This window comes from Variovorax robiniae, assembly GCF_037889955.1.
Lineage (GTDB): Bacteria > Pseudomonadota > Gammaproteobacteria > Burkholderiales > Burkholderiaceae_C > Variovorax > Variovorax robiniae.
The window spans coordinates 104,241-118,717 of sequence record NZ_JBBKZS010000007.1; the positions used below are offsets into that span (position 1 = coordinate 104,241).

General features: G+C 65.8%; 16 protein-coding genes and 1 riboswitch. Of the genes, 7 read left to right on the plus strand and 9 right to left on the minus strand.

Annotation, left to right across the window (positions count from 1 at the left end; all coding sequences use genetic code 11):
- Nucleotides 1-5 precede the first annotated feature (5 nt).
- A complete protein-coding gene (locus WKW79_RS17835; protein ID WP_340336515.1) occupies nt 6-323 on the minus strand; it encodes a DUF6172 family protein in 318 nt (105 codons plus the stop codon).
- 56 nt (nt 324-379) lie between these two features.
- Between WKW79_RS17835 and WKW79_RS17840 the strand changes: the two genes are divergently transcribed.
- Nucleotides 380-607: a hypothetical protein gene (locus WKW79_RS17840; RefSeq protein WP_340336516.1), complete on the plus strand. Its 228-nt coding sequence runs from the start codon at nt 380-382 to the stop codon at nt 605-607.
- A 2-nt stretch (nt 608-609) separates the two neighbouring features.
- Here WKW79_RS17840 and WKW79_RS17845 read toward each other — a convergent pair whose 3' ends face one another.
- Entirely contained in the window at nt 610-1,797 is a 1,188-nt protein-coding gene (locus tag WKW79_RS17845) for an aminotransferase-like domain-containing protein (RefSeq protein WP_340336517.1), read from the minus strand.
- A gap of 129 nt (nt 1,798-1,926) precedes the next feature.
- Here WKW79_RS17845 and WKW79_RS17850 point away from each other — a divergent pair, with 129 nt between their 5' ends.
- Genes WKW79_RS17850 through nth form a run of 3 tightly spaced genes read left to right on the plus strand, consistent with a single transcriptional unit; the run spans nt 1,927 to nt 4,181 of the window.
- Nucleotides 1,927-2,190 (plus strand): helix-turn-helix domain-containing protein, encoded by a 264-nt coding sequence (locus tag WKW79_RS17850; protein ID WP_340336518.1) that lies wholly within the window; start codon nt 1,927-1,929, stop codon nt 2,188-2,190.
- Nucleotides 2,191-2,193: 3 nt separating this feature from the next.
- Complete coding sequence (locus tag WKW79_RS17855) at nt 2,194-3,525, plus strand: type II toxin-antitoxin system HipA family toxin (RefSeq protein ID WP_340336519.1); 1,332 nt, start codon at nt 2,194-2,196, stop codon at nt 3,523-3,525.
- 8 nt (nt 3,526-3,533) lie between these two features.
- A complete protein-coding gene (nth, locus tag WKW79_RS17860; protein WP_340336520.1) occupies nt 3,534-4,181 on the plus strand; it encodes an endonuclease III in 648 nt (215 codons plus the stop codon).
- Nucleotides 4,182-4,220: 39 nt separating this feature from the next.
- Here nth and WKW79_RS17865 read toward each other — a convergent pair whose 3' ends face one another.
- From WKW79_RS17865 to WKW79_RS17890, 6 genes are all read right to left on the minus strand, one after another.
- Nucleotides 4,221-4,769, minus strand: coding sequence for a histidine phosphatase family protein (locus WKW79_RS17865; protein WP_340336521.1), 549 nt, complete (start codon nt 4,767-4,769; stop codon nt 4,221-4,223).
- A complete protein-coding gene (locus WKW79_RS17870) occupies nt 4,766-6,238 on the minus strand; it encodes a cobyric acid synthase (RefSeq protein WP_340336522.1) in 1,473 nt (490 codons plus the stop codon). The genes WKW79_RS17865 and WKW79_RS17870 overlap by 4 nt, the downstream gene beginning before the upstream one ends.
- 418 nt (nt 6,239-6,656) lie before the next feature.
- Nucleotides 6,657-7,424 carry an ABC transporter ATP-binding protein gene (locus WKW79_RS17875; RefSeq protein WP_340336523.1) on the minus strand — a complete coding sequence of 256 codons (768 nt, stop codon included), beginning with the start codon at nt 7,422-7,424 and terminating at the stop codon, nt 6,657-6,659.
- Nucleotides 7,421-8,374: a FecCD family ABC transporter permease gene (locus WKW79_RS17880; protein ID WP_340336736.1), complete on the minus strand. Its 954-nt coding sequence runs from the start codon at nt 8,372-8,374 to the stop codon at nt 7,421-7,423. The genes WKW79_RS17875 and WKW79_RS17880 overlap by 4 nt, the downstream gene beginning before the upstream one ends.
- 32 nt (nt 8,375-8,406) lie before the next feature.
- Complete coding sequence (locus WKW79_RS17885; protein WP_422823910.1) at nt 8,407-9,276, minus strand: ABC transporter substrate-binding protein; 870 nt, start codon at nt 9,274-9,276, stop codon at nt 8,407-8,409.
- Nucleotides 9,273-11,126: a TonB-dependent receptor domain-containing protein gene (locus WKW79_RS17890; RefSeq protein WP_340336524.1), complete on the minus strand. Its 1,854-nt coding sequence runs from the start codon at nt 11,124-11,126 to the stop codon at nt 9,273-9,275. The genes WKW79_RS17885 and WKW79_RS17890 overlap by 4 nt, the downstream gene beginning before the upstream one ends.
- Before the next feature lie 77 nt (nt 11,127-11,203).
- Nucleotides 11,204-11,457, minus strand: a riboswitch (cobalamin riboswitch).
- Nucleotides 11,458-11,567: 110 nt separating this feature from the next.
- On the opposite strand from WKW79_RS17890, the gene WKW79_RS17895 reads away from it, so the two are divergent.
- From WKW79_RS17895 to WKW79_RS17905, 3 genes are all read left to right on the plus strand, one after another.
- The gene (locus WKW79_RS17895) at nt 11,568-11,783 is read left to right on the plus strand and encodes a DUF904 domain-containing protein (RefSeq protein WP_340336525.1); all 216 of its coding nucleotides are present in this window, start codon (nt 11,568-11,570) and stop codon (nt 11,781-11,783) included.
- A 15-nt stretch (nt 11,784-11,798) separates the two neighbouring features.
- Nucleotides 11,799-12,143: a cell division protein ZapA gene (locus WKW79_RS17900; protein WP_340336738.1), complete on the plus strand. Its 345-nt coding sequence runs from the start codon at nt 11,799-11,801 to the stop codon at nt 12,141-12,143.
- Nucleotides 12,144-12,494: 351 nt separating this feature from the next.
- The gene (locus tag WKW79_RS17905; protein WP_340336526.1) at nt 12,495-12,920 is read left to right on the plus strand and encodes a universal stress protein; all 426 of its coding nucleotides are present in this window, start codon (nt 12,495-12,497) and stop codon (nt 12,918-12,920) included.
- Here WKW79_RS17905 and WKW79_RS17910 read toward each other — a convergent pair whose 3' ends face one another.
- On the minus strand, nt 12,921-14,471 hold the full coding sequence (locus WKW79_RS17910) for a malonate--CoA ligase (RefSeq protein ID WP_340336527.1): 1,551 nt from the start codon (nt 14,469-14,471) through the stop codon (nt 12,921-12,923). It abuts the gene before it with no gap.
- Nucleotides 14,472-14,477 lie beyond the last annotated feature (6 nt).

The window sequence follows — 14,477 nt, forward strand, 5'->3', positions numbered from 1 at the left end:
TCTGATCAGGCCGACACAGGCGCGCTGGCCTCGCCGGCGGGTTTCGCCTTGCGGTGCCCGTGCTTGGCCAGGATCTCGACGTAGAACTGCGGGCCCTCCGCCTTGGCGATGCCGTCGATCAGGCCGGTGAGTTCGGCCAGGTGCACCACGGCGGCAGTGTCCTGCGTGGCGCCGAACTTGCAGTCGAAGTCCCAGAAGTCGACGCCCGCGGGCAATTCACGACGGCGCTCGCGCTTGATGTACTTGCGGATTTCGTGCTTGACGGCGTCGAGGACGCGGTCGGGGTGCTTGCCTTCGGGGCGCAGCTGAAAGGTTTTTCTCATGGGGCATGCTAACGCCGCGCGTAAAGTCGGCGTGTTTCAGAAAAGAAGGTGAACAAATGGCGCGCGCAAACGACTGGGCAGGCAAGGTGATGGCGCTGATCAATGGTGGCAACCCATCGGCGGCCATCGCGCAGATCAAGGTCGCGCCGACGGTGAAGGACCTGAAGGCGCTTCAGACCATCATGACGCTGTCGAAGATGACGGGGAAGTACCGCCAGGTCGACGCGGCAATCACCGACAACCTGGCCTTGTTGTCAGCACCCCGCCTGCACCGCTCACCCTGAAATCACAGCGCCTGGCCGAGGCGCGCAATCCCCTCTTCGATCTTCTCGACGTTGGCCGTGGCAAAGCTCAGCCGCAGCGTCGACACATCCGGGTTTGCCGCAAAGAACGGCGCACCGGGCACGAAGGCCACGAGCTTTTCGATGGCCTTCTTGGCGAACACGTTGGCATCGGCCAGCTTGCCGTTGGCGCCCGTGAGGCGCGCCCAGAAGAACAGGCCGCCGCCGGGTTGTTCGAAAGCGATCGCGTCACCCAGTTCGCGCTTCAGAGCGGCGCCCATCGTTGCGGCGCGCTCGCCATAGACCTTGCGCACGTTGGCCAGCGTGGCCGGCATGCGGCCGCTCTTGAGGTATTGCGCGGCGGTGGCTTGCGAAAAGGTACTGGTGTGCGCATCGCTGAACTGCTTGCACATCGTGGCCTTGGCCAGCAGCGCAGCCGGCGCGATCATCCAGCCGATGCGCAGGCCCGGGCTCAGCACCTTGCTGAGCGAGCCGCAATGGGCGACGAGGTCGCGGCTACCCGGCACGTCCTTGGTCAGCGCCATGATCGACGGCGGCGGCGCTTCGCCGAAGTAGAGGTCGCCATAGGGGTCGTCTTCCACGATCAGCGTCTGGTACTTCACCGCGAGTTCCAGTACCTTCTTGCGGCGCTGCAGGCTCAGCATCGCGCCGCTGGGGTTGCCGAAGGTGGGGATCAGGTAGACGAACTTGGGCTTGTGTTCGGCGATGAGCTTTTCGAGTTCATCGGTCTTCACGCCGTTGGCGTCGATCGGTGCGCTGATGAGTTCGGCACCGTAGAGGCGGAAGCACTGGATGGTGGCCAGGAAGGTCGGCCCTTCGACGATGACCTTGTCGCCGGGCGAGATCAGGGTCTTGCCGAGCAGGTCCAGCGCCTGCTGGCTGCCGGTGGTGACGATCAGGCCGCTGGGATCGACCTCCACGCCTTTGGTCTTCATGAAGGCGCTCAGTTGCGCGCGCAGCGGGTCGTAGCCCTCGGTGGCGCCGTACTGCAGCGCTCCGCCCGGCTCCTCGGCCAGGGCCTTGGCGCTGGCTTCCTTCAGGCCCTCCACGTCGAACATCGCGCTGTCCGGAAAGCCACCGGCAAAGCTGATGATGCCGGGCGTGCCCAGCAGCTTGAAGAGTTCGCGGATGGCGGAGGTTTCGACGTTGTCGAGGCGGGTGGCGAATTGCATGGAAGGTCTCACTTTGGGGTCCGACATTGTGGCGATATTCCAGAATCCCAGTAAATCGCTCTTGGCCGATATTTTGACAAAATCGCCTTGAAGAGATATTGTGCATTTACCACCTTGAGGCGGTAATTCATGAACATCCTCATCCATTCCCCGTCGCAGTTGTCGGCACACCTGAAATCGCTGCGCAAGGCCCAGAAACTGACGCAGACACAGTTGGGTGCGCGGGTCGGCGTCAAGCAGACGCGCATTGCCGACATCGAGAAGAACCCCGGCGCCGTCAGCGTGGCACAGTTGATGCAAATCCTGCACGCGCTTGACGCCCGACTGTTGCTGGCGCCACCTTCCCCGCCAGCGACAGTCGTCACCGCGCAGATGCCGACGGCCGACTGGTAGGCCATGGCACATCCCGAACTCGACATCTGGATGAACGGCGAATACGTCGGCGCGTGGTACTGGACGCGAACCGGCGTGCCAACGCTGCGCTACGACGATGCCTGGCTGCGCTCACCCAACGTCCGTGCGCTCTCGCTGTCGCTACCCATCCCTGCGGGCACCAAGGAACTGCGCGGCCCTGCTGTCGAAAACTACTTCGACAACTTGCTGCCTGACAGCGACCGCATCCGCGAACGCCTGCGTCGGCGTTTTCGGGCCACCAGCACCGAAGCCGCCGACCTGCTTTCGGCCATCGGCCGCGATTGCGTCGGCGCTGTCCAGTTGCTGCCGGCAGGCCAGGCACCCGACCCATTCGACCGCATCGAGAGCGAGCCATTGACCGATACCCAGGTGGCCCAGGCGCTGCGCAATGTCACGGCCGATCCCGTGCTCGGGCAGACCGCGGACGACGAGGACGATTTCCGCATCTCCATCGCCGGCGCGCAGGAAAAGACGGCCTTGCTGCGCCTTGGCAAGCACTGGCACCGTCCGCATGGGGCAACGCCAACCACGCACATCTTCAAGCTGCCGCTGGGACTGGTCGGCAACATGCGGGCCAACATGAGCGATTCGGTCGAGAACGAATGGCTGTGCGCACGCCTCTTGTCCGCCATGGGCTTTGCGGTCGCAGGCACGGAAATGGCGCGATTCGACGACCAGAAGGTACTCGTCGTCGAGCGCTTCGATCGGCGTTGGATGGATGCCGGCCGATGGATCGCACGCCTGCCGCAGGAAGACTTCTGCCAGTCCACCAGTACGCCCGCGCAACGCAAGTACGAAAGCGATGGCGGACCGGGCATGCGCGAATGCCTTTCACTGCTCGCGGCCAGCGACGAGGCGCAGGCCGACCGGCTGCGCTTCGTGCTCGCGCAATTGGCGTTCTGGCTGCTGGCTGCAACCGACGGTCATGCCAAGAACTTCTCCATCTTCCTGCGTCGCGGCGGCGGCTATGCCATGACGCCCTTGTATGACGTGATCTCGGCATGGCCCATCATTGGCAAAGGGACCAGCCAGGTGGCATGGCAAAAGGCGAAACTCGCCATGGCCCTCCGTTCGAAAAATGTGCACTACAACCTGGCTGCAATCCAGACGCGCCATTGGCAGGCACTGGCAACCCAAGTCGGTGTAGACGGCACCTTCGAACACATGTGCGATCTCGTCCGCAACACGCCAGCCGCACTGCAAAGTGTCGAGCGCGAACTGCCGAACGATTTCCCGGAACGCGTCTGGCGCGCGGTGGACGCCGGAGTTCGCGCCCAATGCCAACGCTTCGAATCGGGACTGCCCGCTTCCTGAAACTCCCCATGAAAAAAGACAACATCGCCCCCTTCTTCGCCATCCTGCAAGCCGCCAACCCCACGCCCGAGACGGAACTCGAATACACCACGCCCTTCGAGCTGCTGGCCGCCGTGCTGCTCTCGGCGCAAGCCACCGACGTGGGCGTCAACAAGGCGACGCGCAAGCTCTACCCGGTCGCGAACACGCCGCAGGCCATCCTCGACCTGGGCGTGGAAGGACTGGAGGAATACATCAAGACCATCGGCCTCTACCGCAGCAAGGCCAAGCACCTGATCGAGGCCTGCCGCATGCTGGTGGAGCAGCACGGCGGCGAGGTGCCGCGCACGCGCGCCGAGTTGGAGGCGCTACCCGGCGTCGGCCGCAAGACGGCCAACGTGGTGCTGAACGTGGCCTTTGGCGAACCGACGATGGCGGTCGACACGCACATCTTCCGCGTCAGCAACCGCACCGGCCTCGCGCCCGGCAAGACGCCGCTGGAGGTCGAGCTGAAATTGGAGAAGCGCGTGCCGCCCGAATACCGCCTGCATGCGCATCACTGGCTGATCCTGCACGGACGCTACGTGTGCATCGCGCGCAAGCCGCAGTGCTGGCAATGCGCGGTGGCGGGCTATTGCGATTTCAAGCCGAAGACGCCTGCGCCCAAGAGCAGTTGATTTCCGCGTCCCGTCTCAAGCCGCTTCGGGGGACGGGCCTCAAACTTCGACCACCAGGATTTCGCCGAACTCGATCGGCGCTTGCGGCCAGTGCTCGGCGCGCAGTGCGACGCGAACGCCGCGCGCCAGCAACTGCGTCGCGCGAATGACGCCCGCATGGGTGATCCAGAAACCGTCGCGTTCCGAGATCTGCCATTCATCGAACGCATCGCCCACGCGGCGCATGAACTGGCGCGTGCTCTCGCCGGTGCCGCCCGGATGGGCATCGGCGAAATTGCCGATCCAGCCGTCGAACTCCGCGCGCGAAATCGCCGACCATTCACGGCCTTCCCAGGCGCCGAAATCCATCTCGGCCAGGCGCGTGTCGGCGCTCGCGGCCAGCTCCGGCCGGATGGCTTCGATAGCCTGCGCCAGTTCGGCGCATCGTTGCAACGGCGAGCAACTCAGCACCGCATCGGCGGGAATCAGCGGCGCGATCTGCCGGGCCAGCGCCTGCGTGGCCTCGACGGACACGCCGATGTCGGTCGAGCCAAAGCACACGCCGGGGTCGGCATCGGTCTGGGCATGACGCAAGAGCCAGAGCTTCATGGTGCCTGCAGCGCCAGCGAGCGCAGGACGCCCGTGTCGAAGTGCTGGTCGATGTAGTCGGCGAGGCCGTCGAACACGCTGTCCAGCGTCGGAGTCGTGGCGCCGAACAGCGCATGCAATGCCGCTGCATCCTCGAACAGGCCATGCAGGTAGATGCCGAGCACATTGCCCTCGTCGTTCTGCCAGGCCAATCCGTCTTCCATCACCGCATGGGCATGCGTGCCGGCCGCGGCCATCGCAGTGTGTTCGAGGGTCTGGCCGTGGTGGATCTCGTAGCCCTGTACGGCAATGCCCGACAACGCGCTCCACGGACCGCGCAGCGCGCCGAAACTGGCGCTGCGATGCTGCACCGTCTTGTCGCGCTCGAAGCGCGTGACCACTGGCAGCAACCCCAGCCCCGGGCCATTGCCGTCGACCCCATGCGGATCGATCAAGGCCTCACCGAGCATCTGCAGCCCACCGCACACGCCCAGCACGCGTCCACCCCTTGCGGCATGCGCGGCGATGGCCTGGTCGATGCCCTGGGCGCGCAGCCATTGCAAGTCACTGCTGGTGTGCTTGGAGCCAGGCAGGATCAGCGTGTCTGCATCGGCCAGGTCGGCCGCGCTGCGCACCCAGCGCAAGCGCACATCGGGAATGTTCTTCAGCGGCTGGAACTCGTCGAGGTTGCTGATGCGCGGATACACCACGACCGCGACGACCTCGCGCCTTGCCCCGGCGGGCAACGATTGTGTGGGGGACGAGCGGTCATCAAACAAGCCATCTTCCTCCGGGAGTCCATGTTGCCACCACATCGGCAGCGTTGCCACCGTCGGAATGCCCGTCATGTCCTGCAGCATTTGCGGTGCGGGGGCGAGCAGTGCGGCATCGCCCCGGAACTTGTTCAGCACGAAGCCCGCGAGCCGCATCCGATCCTCCTCGGGCAGCAAGGCCCAGGTCCCATAAAGGTGCGCAAATGCACCACCGCGATCGATATCGGTGACGAGCAGGCAGCGCGCATCGGCATGCCGCGCGACGCGCAGGTTCACGATGTCGCTGCCCATGAGGTTGATCTCCGTCGGCGAACCTGCGCCTTCGATCACCACCACATCGTTCTCGGCGCGAAGTTCATCCAGCGCCTGCGAGATTTGCGGCCAGACCTTTTCGCTACGGCCCCGCCACGGCAGCGCGGAGAGCGACTCGCTCACCTTGCCCATCAGCACGACCTGGCTGTGCGTGTCGCGCTCCGGCTTGAGCAGCAAAGGGTTCATGCGCACGTCGGGATTGGCGCCCGCCGCCAGTGCCTGGAAGTACTGGGCGCTACCGATCTCGCCACCTGCCACGACGCGCGCGTTGTTGCTCATGTTCTGCGCCTTGAAGGGCGCGACCCTGAGGCCCTTGCGCGCATGCCAGCGACACAGGGCCGTGGCGAGCCAGCTCTTTCCTGCCCCGCTGGTGGTGCCCAGCACCATGACGCAGCGCGCATTCACAGGTCGCGCCCGGCGCGCCGGGATGCGAGAAACGACAGGAAAAGCATGAGGCTGGTGTGCATGGTGAGCGGGGTCGCAATCATCGTATGAGCGCATGCATTGCGCCAGTAGAGTCAATGTCTTACGAAGGACCAATGTAGTCCCTCACCCACCCAAAACTCGTGCGCCCTCCTGCACCAAAGGCATACATCGCAAGCGACAGTGCGGACACTCAAAACCAACTGGAGCACCTCATGAAAAGCGTCATTCTCTGGCTCTGCGGCGTGCCGCTCGGTGTGATCATCCTCTTGAAGGTTTTCGGGGTGTATTGACCCACCCCCGAGCGCCTGCGGCGCTCCCCCTCAAGGGGGCGCACCCAGCGGCCCGGCGGAGCCGGTTCCGCGGGTACCGACGAACAGACATTGCGCTGGGCCCAGCGTTAGCGCGGCAGCACCACCCACTCTCCCGCGACCTTGTGAATCTCGATTCGTTTGTCGAACACATCCCGCAGCGCGGCGTGCGTGACCGGGTCATCGCTGGCACCCTGATGCACGGGCCTGCCGCATTGCAGGACGAGCAGTTCATCGGCATGCAAGGCCATGCCCAGTTCATGCAGCACGCTCACCACCGTTCGACCCGCGACGACCAGTTCCCGAACCGCCAGCAACCAGTCCGCCTGGTGCGGTGCGTCGAGGTTGGCGAGAGGCTCGTCCATCAGCAGCACTTCCGCTTCCACCGCAAAAGCGCGGGCCAGCAACACGCGCTGGCGCTCGCCACCTGACAACTGGCCCAGCGGTCGTTTCCGCCACTCCCAGCATTGCGTCCTGCGCATGGCCCGCTCGATCGCCGCATGGTCCGCCGCGCTCGGCGCGGCGAGCCACGCTTGATGCGGCAAGCGCCCCAGCATGACGACATCCTGTGCCAGCAGGTCATCCGTTCCCGCCTCTCCCTGGCCCAGCCAGGAGAGCGTGCGAGCGCGTGCCTTCCCGGGCCATTCCTCCATGCGGCGCCCCAACAGTTGCACGCTGCCGTGCGCCGGCAGCAGGTGCGCCATTGCCTTCAGCAACGTGGTCTTGCCCGCACCGTTGGGCCCGACCACCGCCGTCCACCGACCCGCGGGCAAGGTCAACGCCGGCACATCCACGATGCGCCTGCCGCCAAGCGACACCTGGAGTCGCTGCGCAGCCAATGCCGGAGCCTTCGTCACAGCGACCTCCTGTGCATCAACCACAACAGGTAGCCACCACCGAGCAAGGCCGTCACCACACCCACGGGCAACTCCTGCGGCGCCATGAGCCAGCGCGCCACCACATCGGCAGCCAGCAGCAACGCACCCCCCATCAATGACGCCAGCGCGATGAGCCAGCCATGCGTCGGCTTGACCACACCGCGCACCAGATGCGGCGCCACCAGCCCGACGAAGGCCACCAGCCCGACTTGCGCGACAGCGGTACCGGTGGCCAACGCCAGCGCCGCCACCAGTACGACGCGCACGCGCGGCAAGGCAATGCCCAGGCTCGTCGCGCTGGCCTCGCCCAGCGTGAGCGCATCCAGCGCGCGGGCAAACGCCAGCGACGCCAACACGCACAGCACCAACGCACCCGCCAGCAGCGTCACGTTCGGCCAGCCGAGGAAGCCGGTCGTGCCCAGCATGAAGGCCTGCATCGTCCGCATGATCTCGGGCACCCACAGCACGACCAGCGCACTCGCCGCACCCAGCACCATGCCGACGACCACGCCGGCCAACAGGAGGCGAAGGGTCTGCTGCACGCCACGCGCCAGGCTCAGCGTGAGCAGCACCGCCAGCACCGCGCCGATGAAGGCGGCGCCCGTCATGCCCAGCCGCGCGGCCCAGCCGCCCGCCGCTGGCCCCAGCGCCGATGACGCGCCCAGCACCACGAGCAGCAAGGCAACGCCGAAGTTCGCGCCCGACGCGCTGCCCAGCAGATACGGGTCGGCCAGCGGATTGCGAAACAGCCCTTGCGCCAGCGCACCGCCCAGGCCCAGCAGCGCGCCCGCGAGCCAGGCACCCAGCGTACGCGGCAGCCGGATGTCCCGCACGATCTGCAGGGCCGTCGGGTCACTCCCCGCGCTCAACACGCTTTCCAACCCGGTGCTGCCGATACTCACCCCCAGCAGGCCCAGCGCCAGGCTCATGACGATGATCGCAAGCGCGAACCCGGACCTCGTCACTTGAACTTGTCTTTCAGGCAATCGGCCATGATGCGGGCGCCCTCGGCCATGCGCGGACCGGGGCGTGCGAGCACGTCGCCTTGCGCCGGCGTGAACACGCAGATGCGCCCCGCCTTGACCGCATCGATGCGCTCCCATCCCGGCCGGCCCGCCAGGGCCACTGCGTTGCGATCCCCCACCATGATGATCTGCGGATCGGCGCGGACCACGAACTCGGGATTGAGCTTGGGAAAGGGCCCGAGCGCTCCCGGCACGATATTGACCGCGCCCAGCCGCCCCAGCGTCTCGCCGATGAACGACGACGCGCTGGCCGCGTACGGCCCGCTGCCGGCCTCGAAGTACACGCGCTTGCCTCTTGCACCCGCGGGCAGCGCCGCGGCGATATCGTTCATGTCGCCATCGAGTTGCTGCCACAACGCCTTTGCCTCGGCCTCGCGATCGAGCACGCGGCCAAGCTGGCCCAGCACCCGCTCCATGTCCTTCATCGACCGGGGTTCCAGCGTCAGCACCTTGAGCCCCAGCGCCTCCAGGCGCTCGGTCACCCGGGCCGACCGGGCCAGCAGCACCAGGTCCGGCTTGAGCGCCACGATGCGCTCCACGTTCGCATCCTCCAGCCCACCCACGCGCGGCAGCGCCTGCGCCGCCGGAGGCCAGTTCGAATAGGTGTCGATGCCGACCAGGCGCTCACAGGCATTCAACGCGCAAACGGTCTCGGTCAACGACGGCAGCATCGACACGATGCGCCGCGGCGATTGCGTCAGCGTGACGCTCACGCCGCGGTCGTCGACAAGGCTGGTGGTGCCCCACGCCTGCGCCGGGCCCGCGAGCCAGCACAACACCATGAGGCACAGCAGCCGCATCGTCATCGGCGTGGCGCCCACTTCAGCGTGAGGAAGCCACTGAGCCCGCGCTGGTTGTAGCCATAGGCGGTTTCATAGGTGGCGTCGAACAGGTTGGCCACGCGCGCCTGCACGATCCAGTCCGGCGCCAGCTTGTATTCGCCGAACAGGTCGACGGTCGTGAAGCTGCCCAGACTCGTGGTGTTGGCCACGTCGTCATAGCGCTGGCCGACATACATCGCCGTGGCGCCGAACTTCCACGGCCCGGTCGCATAGTCGATGCCCAAATTGAACTGGTCCTTCGCGCGGCGCGGCAGCATCTTGCCGGTGAGTTCGTTGTGCGGGTCCAGGCTGTCGTAGCTGGCATGCACGCCGAGGGCGCCAAAGCTGCCGTCGTAGCCCAGCGTCCAGCCCTGGATCCGGGCACGCGGAACGTTCTGCGGCGTGGTGGTGTTGGTGATGAAGCCGGTGATCTTGTTGTCGAAGGCGACCAGCTTCACGCTGTGCGCGCCCTCCGTCCAGGTGATGCCGACGTCGATGTTCTTGCCCTCCTCCGGCTGCAGCCGCGGGTTGCTGAAGAACGGGAAGTAGAGCTGGTTGAACGACGGCGCCACGAAGCTCGTGCCGTACGACGCATTGACGCGCCAGTTTGGCGAGATGCGGTAGCCGTAGCCGGCGAACCAGGTGTCGTGGTCGCCGAACTGAGAGTTCTCGTCGCGCCGCGCATTGAGCTGCCAGCTGTGCGCACCGGCATTGCCGTTCAGCCCGACGAAGGCCGAGTTGATGGCGCGGCTGGTGACGTCATAGGCCGTGCTGCTGTCGATGGACTGCACCGTGCGCTCGAGCCCCGCAATGACGGTGCCGATCGGCGTCGTCACGTTGTTCTGCCAGTTGAACTGGCTCTGCGTGGTCCTGAAGGTACCCGGCAGGCTGAAGGCAGCCGCCACCTTGGCCTGCGACAGGTCGACACCCTGCGCCACGCGAAACTGCGTGGTCCAGTTGTCCATCACCTTGCCCTGCAGGCCCACGTATTCCGTTTCAGTGCGCACGACGCCGAAGGTATCGCGGTTGGGACCGTCGTCATAGTGGTTCTCGCCGTTGGCATAGGTCACGCCGGCGCTGAGCTTCCAGTCGTTGTTGAACTGGTAGCCGAGCGAGAGGGTGCCGGCATCCTGCGTGAACGGATCAGTGTCCGGGTTGAACTGGCCGAAGGGTACGCGCGGATTGGTGGCGGAAAAGCCCTTGTCGCGCGTGTGCTGCAGGTCCAGCGAATAGGTGAAGCCCCCCTCCGCGCCGCTGAAGCCCAGCCCCTCCTGCGAATAGCCCTGACTGCCGATCGTGACCGAGGCCCGCGGCACGAAGGCCGGATCGCCCGGCTGCCCCTTGCGCATGAACACCTGCACCACGCCGCCCACGCCGTCGCTGCCGTAGAGCGCCGAGGCCGGCCCCTTCACCACTTCGATGTGGTCGATCAGGTCGACCGGAATGTTGTCCCAGATCGGCGTGCCGGCCGTGGCCGAGCCGTAGCGCACACCGTCGATCAGCAGGATGGTGTGGCGCGCCTCGGTGCCGCGGATGAAGACGCTGCTCAGCTTGCCGGCGCCGCCATTCGACGAGACCTGCACGCCGGCTGTGCGGGCCAGCAACTCGGGCAAGGTGCGCTCGCCCAGCTGATCGATCTGCGCGCGGTCGATGACGACCACGTCGGACACGAGTTGATCGGCGCGCGTGGGCGTCCGGGTGGCGGTGACCACGGTTTCACGCAGCGTCGGCGGCTCCGACTGCGCATGCGCAGGCAGGATCGCGAATGCGCCGAGCGCAAGCGTGACGGCCGGGAGACGCGTGGTGGCCCGGGAGGTGGTATCGCAGGAAGTCATGATGAGAAAGGAGTCGCAGACAAATGCCCGTCCCCGGCTTCCCCGCCGGTGCTTGGGCGTATGGCCGCCTCGCAGAGGAGGCAGCCGCCTCGTTGGCCGGTATCCGGGCTGGCAGCGCTTCCTTCACCCGCCTTCCCAGGCGCCTGTTTCAGGGCGCCCAGTGGCTTGTGGGGTGAAAGTGGCGCCTGAAGCCTGGACTTCGGACGCCGTCTGCTTGACCGTTGCGGGGGCAGCGCAGGTGGCTTTGGCCGGTGACACGGCGTCGACTCCTGCTTCCCGTTGAACTGCGCCGCGTGAACCACGGCGCGAGCACCAACGGGCGGGATTTTAGGCGCACGGCGGGGCGCTCCATCAGGAGGTCGGAAAGGCAGTGTTTTCCCCCTGCTCCGGGCGACAAGGCGCACGGCGCGGCGCGCCGGGGGCCACATACAATCCCCAGCCATGCCCGCCCCCAGCCCCATCGACCAGATCGCCGAGCGAGTCGAACGTTTGCTCGTGCGCCATGAAGAGGTGCAACGCACCAATGCGCTTTTGCAGGAGCAGGTCGAGTCGCTGACGCGCGAACGCGATGCGCTCAAGGCACGGCTGGCGGCGGCACGTACCCGCATCGACGCCATGCTCGAGCGCCTGCCAGAAGAACCGCCCGCCACCGAATAAATTCCAGTCGAGATGATGAAGCAGATCGAAGTTCAGATCATGGGCCAGAGCTACCTGCTCGGCTGCCCCGAAGGCGGAGAAGAGCAGTTGCGCAGCGCGGTCGAGCGCGTCGATGCCGCCATGTGCAAGATCCGCGATGCCGGCAAGGTCAAGGCGCGCGACCGCATCGCCGTCCTGGCATCGCTGAACCTGGCCTTCGACTTGGTGCAGTCCGAGGCGGCGACCTCTGCCGCGGCGGCCGCCCTGCTCGCCGTCACGACCGGCGCTGCACCGGAGAATTCCGGTACCACCGATCCCCGCGTGCCGCAACTCATCCATAGGCTCGATCAAGCCCTCGCGGGCGATGGCCATTTGCTCTGAAATTTAGGACTTTCAGGGCGGCGTCGAGGGCGTAAAATCCACACCGTCTGCAGTACGCGCCGGGCTTAATATTTCCTTGTTCCAATGCTCTACGGAGCAGGGCTTGGTACATCGCTTGACGGGCGTGATCATCTCGCGTCAGATGAACCCGAAGTCTTGCTGCCCTCGCCCACCTGAACCCTGGTTCAGGATGCGGGTCCGGTGCACCCTACTGCAGACACCTATTCCAGAAGCCAGCGGCCCTCCTCGTAGGGCCGTTGGCTTTTTTGTTTCCGCCGCGCCCAAGGGTCAAGCTCGTGCATCCGATGGACTGGCGTTATAAGCGGGTGTCCTGAACCAAAGAGGTACGTCATGAAAATCGTGATCGCGGTCGATGGCAGCAAGCACAGCCAGAAGGCGATGGACTACCTGGCCAAGCACCGGGCCAACCTGGTCGACGGCCATGAGTTGGTCGTGGTGCATGTCTGCAGCGGTATCCCGAATCACGCGGCGCGCCATGTCGGGAAGGAAGTGCTCGAGGGCTACTACGCCGAGGAAACCGGCAAGGTGATGGGGCCAGTCAAGGCTGGATTGGCCGAGCGCGGCATCACCGACTACACGCTCGAGCAGCGCCACGGCAATGCAGCCGAGGAAATCCTCAAGGTCGCCACCAAGGTCCATGCCGACCTGATCGTGATGGGCACGCACGGCCACGGCATCTTCGGCCGTGCGCTGATGGGCTCGGTCACCACCAAGGTGATTGCCGAGACCGATATTTCGGTGCTGCTGGTGCAGTAATCAGCGCCGCGCGAACAGGCCCTTGTGCTGCTCGCGCAGCAGTGCCTTCTGCACTTTGCCCATGGTGTTGCGCGGCAACTCGGGTACCACGAAGCAGCGCTTGGGAATCTTGAAGTTCGCCAACTGCGACTTCAGCGTGGCCAGCACGGCGTCGCCATCGACCGTCGCGCCGGCTTTCGCGATGACGATGGCCACGCCCACTTCGCCGAAGTCCGAATGCGGAACGCCGACGACCGCGCTCTCAGCCACTCCCGGCAACTCGTTGATGTAGCCCTCGATCTCGGCGGGATAGACGTTGTAGCCGCCGCTGATGATCAGGTCCTTGCTGCGGCCGACGATGGTGACATAGCCCAGGCCGTCGATCTTGCCGACGTCGCCGGTCTTGAAGAAGCCGTCGTAGGTGAACTCCTCGCGCGTCTTCTCGGGCATGCGCCAGTAGCCGATGAAAACGTTGGGGCCGCTGACCTCGATCGCGCCGATTTCGTCGGTGGTGCATTCACGGCCATCCGCGCCCTCCTCCGTCGACATCACGCGCAACTGCACGCCCGGCAGCGGAAATCCGACCGTGCCGCCGCGCCGCTCGCCCTGCACCGGGTTATAGGGGTTGGAGGTGAGCATGGCCGTCTCGCTCATGCCGTAGCGCTCCAGGATGGTGTGGCCAGTGCGCTCGCGCCAATCGTTGAAGGTCTCGATCAGCAGAGGCGCCGATCCGGAGATGAACAGGCGCATGTTGCTCACCGCCTCCTTGGTGAGCGTCGGTTCCGCCAGCATCCGCACATACAGCGTCGGCACGCCCATGAACAGCGTCGCCTCGGGCAGCCTGGCGATCACGCGCTTCGGGTCGAACTTGCCGAACCACAGCATCTTGCTGCCGTTGAGCAGCGCGCCGTGCAGCGCGACGAACAGGCCATGCACATGGAAGATGGGGAGCGCATGGATCAGCACGTCGCCCTCCTTCCAGCCCCAGTAGTCCTTCAGCACCTCGGCATTCGACAGCAGGTTGCGGTGGGTCAGCATCGCACCCTTGCTGCGGCCGGTGGTGCCGCTGGTGTAGAGGATGGCAGCCATGTCGTCATCTGCCTTCTGCGCGATGACGTGCTGGTCGCTGCACTGCGCGGCCACGTCGAGCAGCGATCCGGTCCGGTCATCGTCGAGCGTGAACACATGGCGCGTGCCGGCGGCCTGCGCGATCGTGCCGACCCAGCTCGCGTTCTCGCTGGTGCACACGACCACGGCCGGTTCTGCGTTGCTGATGAAGTACTCGATTTCGGCACTCTGGTAGGCCGTGTTGAGCGGCAGGAAGACATAGCCGGCACGCAGTGTGCCGAGGTAGAGCGCCATCGCCTCGACCGACTTCTCGACCTGCACCGCGATGCGCGCGCCGGGCTCCAGTTTCAAGGCGTCCAGCAGGTTGGCCATCATCGCGCTCGCGCGGTCCAGGTCGCGCCACGAGTACAGCAGTCCGTTGTCGGTCTCGACGGCCACCGCGTCGAGGTCGGCCGGAAAAGCGGCGCGCAGGGCCGCGAAGAGATTGGCGTTGGTCGTTGTCATGGTTGT

What these genes read in the sequence shown, in the direction of transcription:
- WKW79_RS17835 (WP_340336515.1), bottom strand. Translation starts at nt 323, where the DNA reads ATGAGAAAAACCTTTCAGCTGCGCCCCGAAGGCAAGCACCCCGACCGC.
- WKW79_RS17840 (WP_340336516.1), top strand. Translation starts at nt 380, where the DNA reads ATGGCGCGCGCAAACGACTGGGCAGGCAAGGTGATGGCGCTGATCAAT.
- WKW79_RS17845 (WP_340336517.1), bottom strand. Translation starts at nt 1,797, where the DNA reads ATGCAATTCGCCACCCGCCTCGACAACGTCGAAACCTCCGCCATCCGC.
- WKW79_RS17850 (WP_340336518.1), top strand. Translation starts at nt 1,927, where the DNA reads ATGAACATCCTCATCCATTCCCCGTCGCAGTTGTCGGCACACCTGAAA.
- WKW79_RS17855 (WP_340336519.1), top strand. Translation starts at nt 2,194, where the DNA reads ATGGCACATCCCGAACTCGACATCTGGATGAACGGCGAATACGTCGGC.
- nth (WP_340336520.1), top strand. Translation starts at nt 3,534, where the DNA reads ATGAAAAAAGACAACATCGCCCCCTTCTTCGCCATCCTGCAAGCCGCC.
- WKW79_RS17865 (WP_340336521.1), bottom strand. Translation starts at nt 4,769, where the DNA reads ATGAAGCTCTGGCTCTTGCGTCATGCCCAGACCGATGCCGACCCCGGC.
- WKW79_RS17880 (WP_340336736.1), bottom strand. Translation starts at nt 8,374, where the DNA reads ATGAGCCTGGCGCTGGGCCTGCTGGGGGTGAGTATCGGCAGCACCGGG.
- WKW79_RS17885 (WP_422823910.1), bottom strand. Translation starts at nt 9,276, where the DNA reads ATGACGATGCGGCTGCTGTGCCTCATGGTGTTGTGCTGGCTCGCGGGC.
- WKW79_RS17890 (WP_340336524.1), bottom strand. Translation starts at nt 11,126, where the DNA reads ATGACTTCCTGCGATACCACCTCCCGGGCCACCACGCGTCTCCCGGCC.
- WKW79_RS17895 (WP_340336525.1), top strand. Translation starts at nt 11,568, where the DNA reads ATGCCCGCCCCCAGCCCCATCGACCAGATCGCCGAGCGAGTCGAACGT.
- WKW79_RS17900 (WP_340336738.1), top strand. Translation starts at nt 11,799, where the DNA reads ATGAAGCAGATCGAAGTTCAGATCATGGGCCAGAGCTACCTGCTCGGC.
- WKW79_RS17905 (WP_340336526.1), top strand. Translation starts at nt 12,495, where the DNA reads ATGAAAATCGTGATCGCGGTCGATGGCAGCAAGCACAGCCAGAAGGCG.
- WKW79_RS17910 (WP_340336527.1), bottom strand. Translation starts at nt 14,471, where the DNA reads ATGACAACGACCAACGCCAATCTCTTCGCGGCCCTGCGCGCCGCTTTT.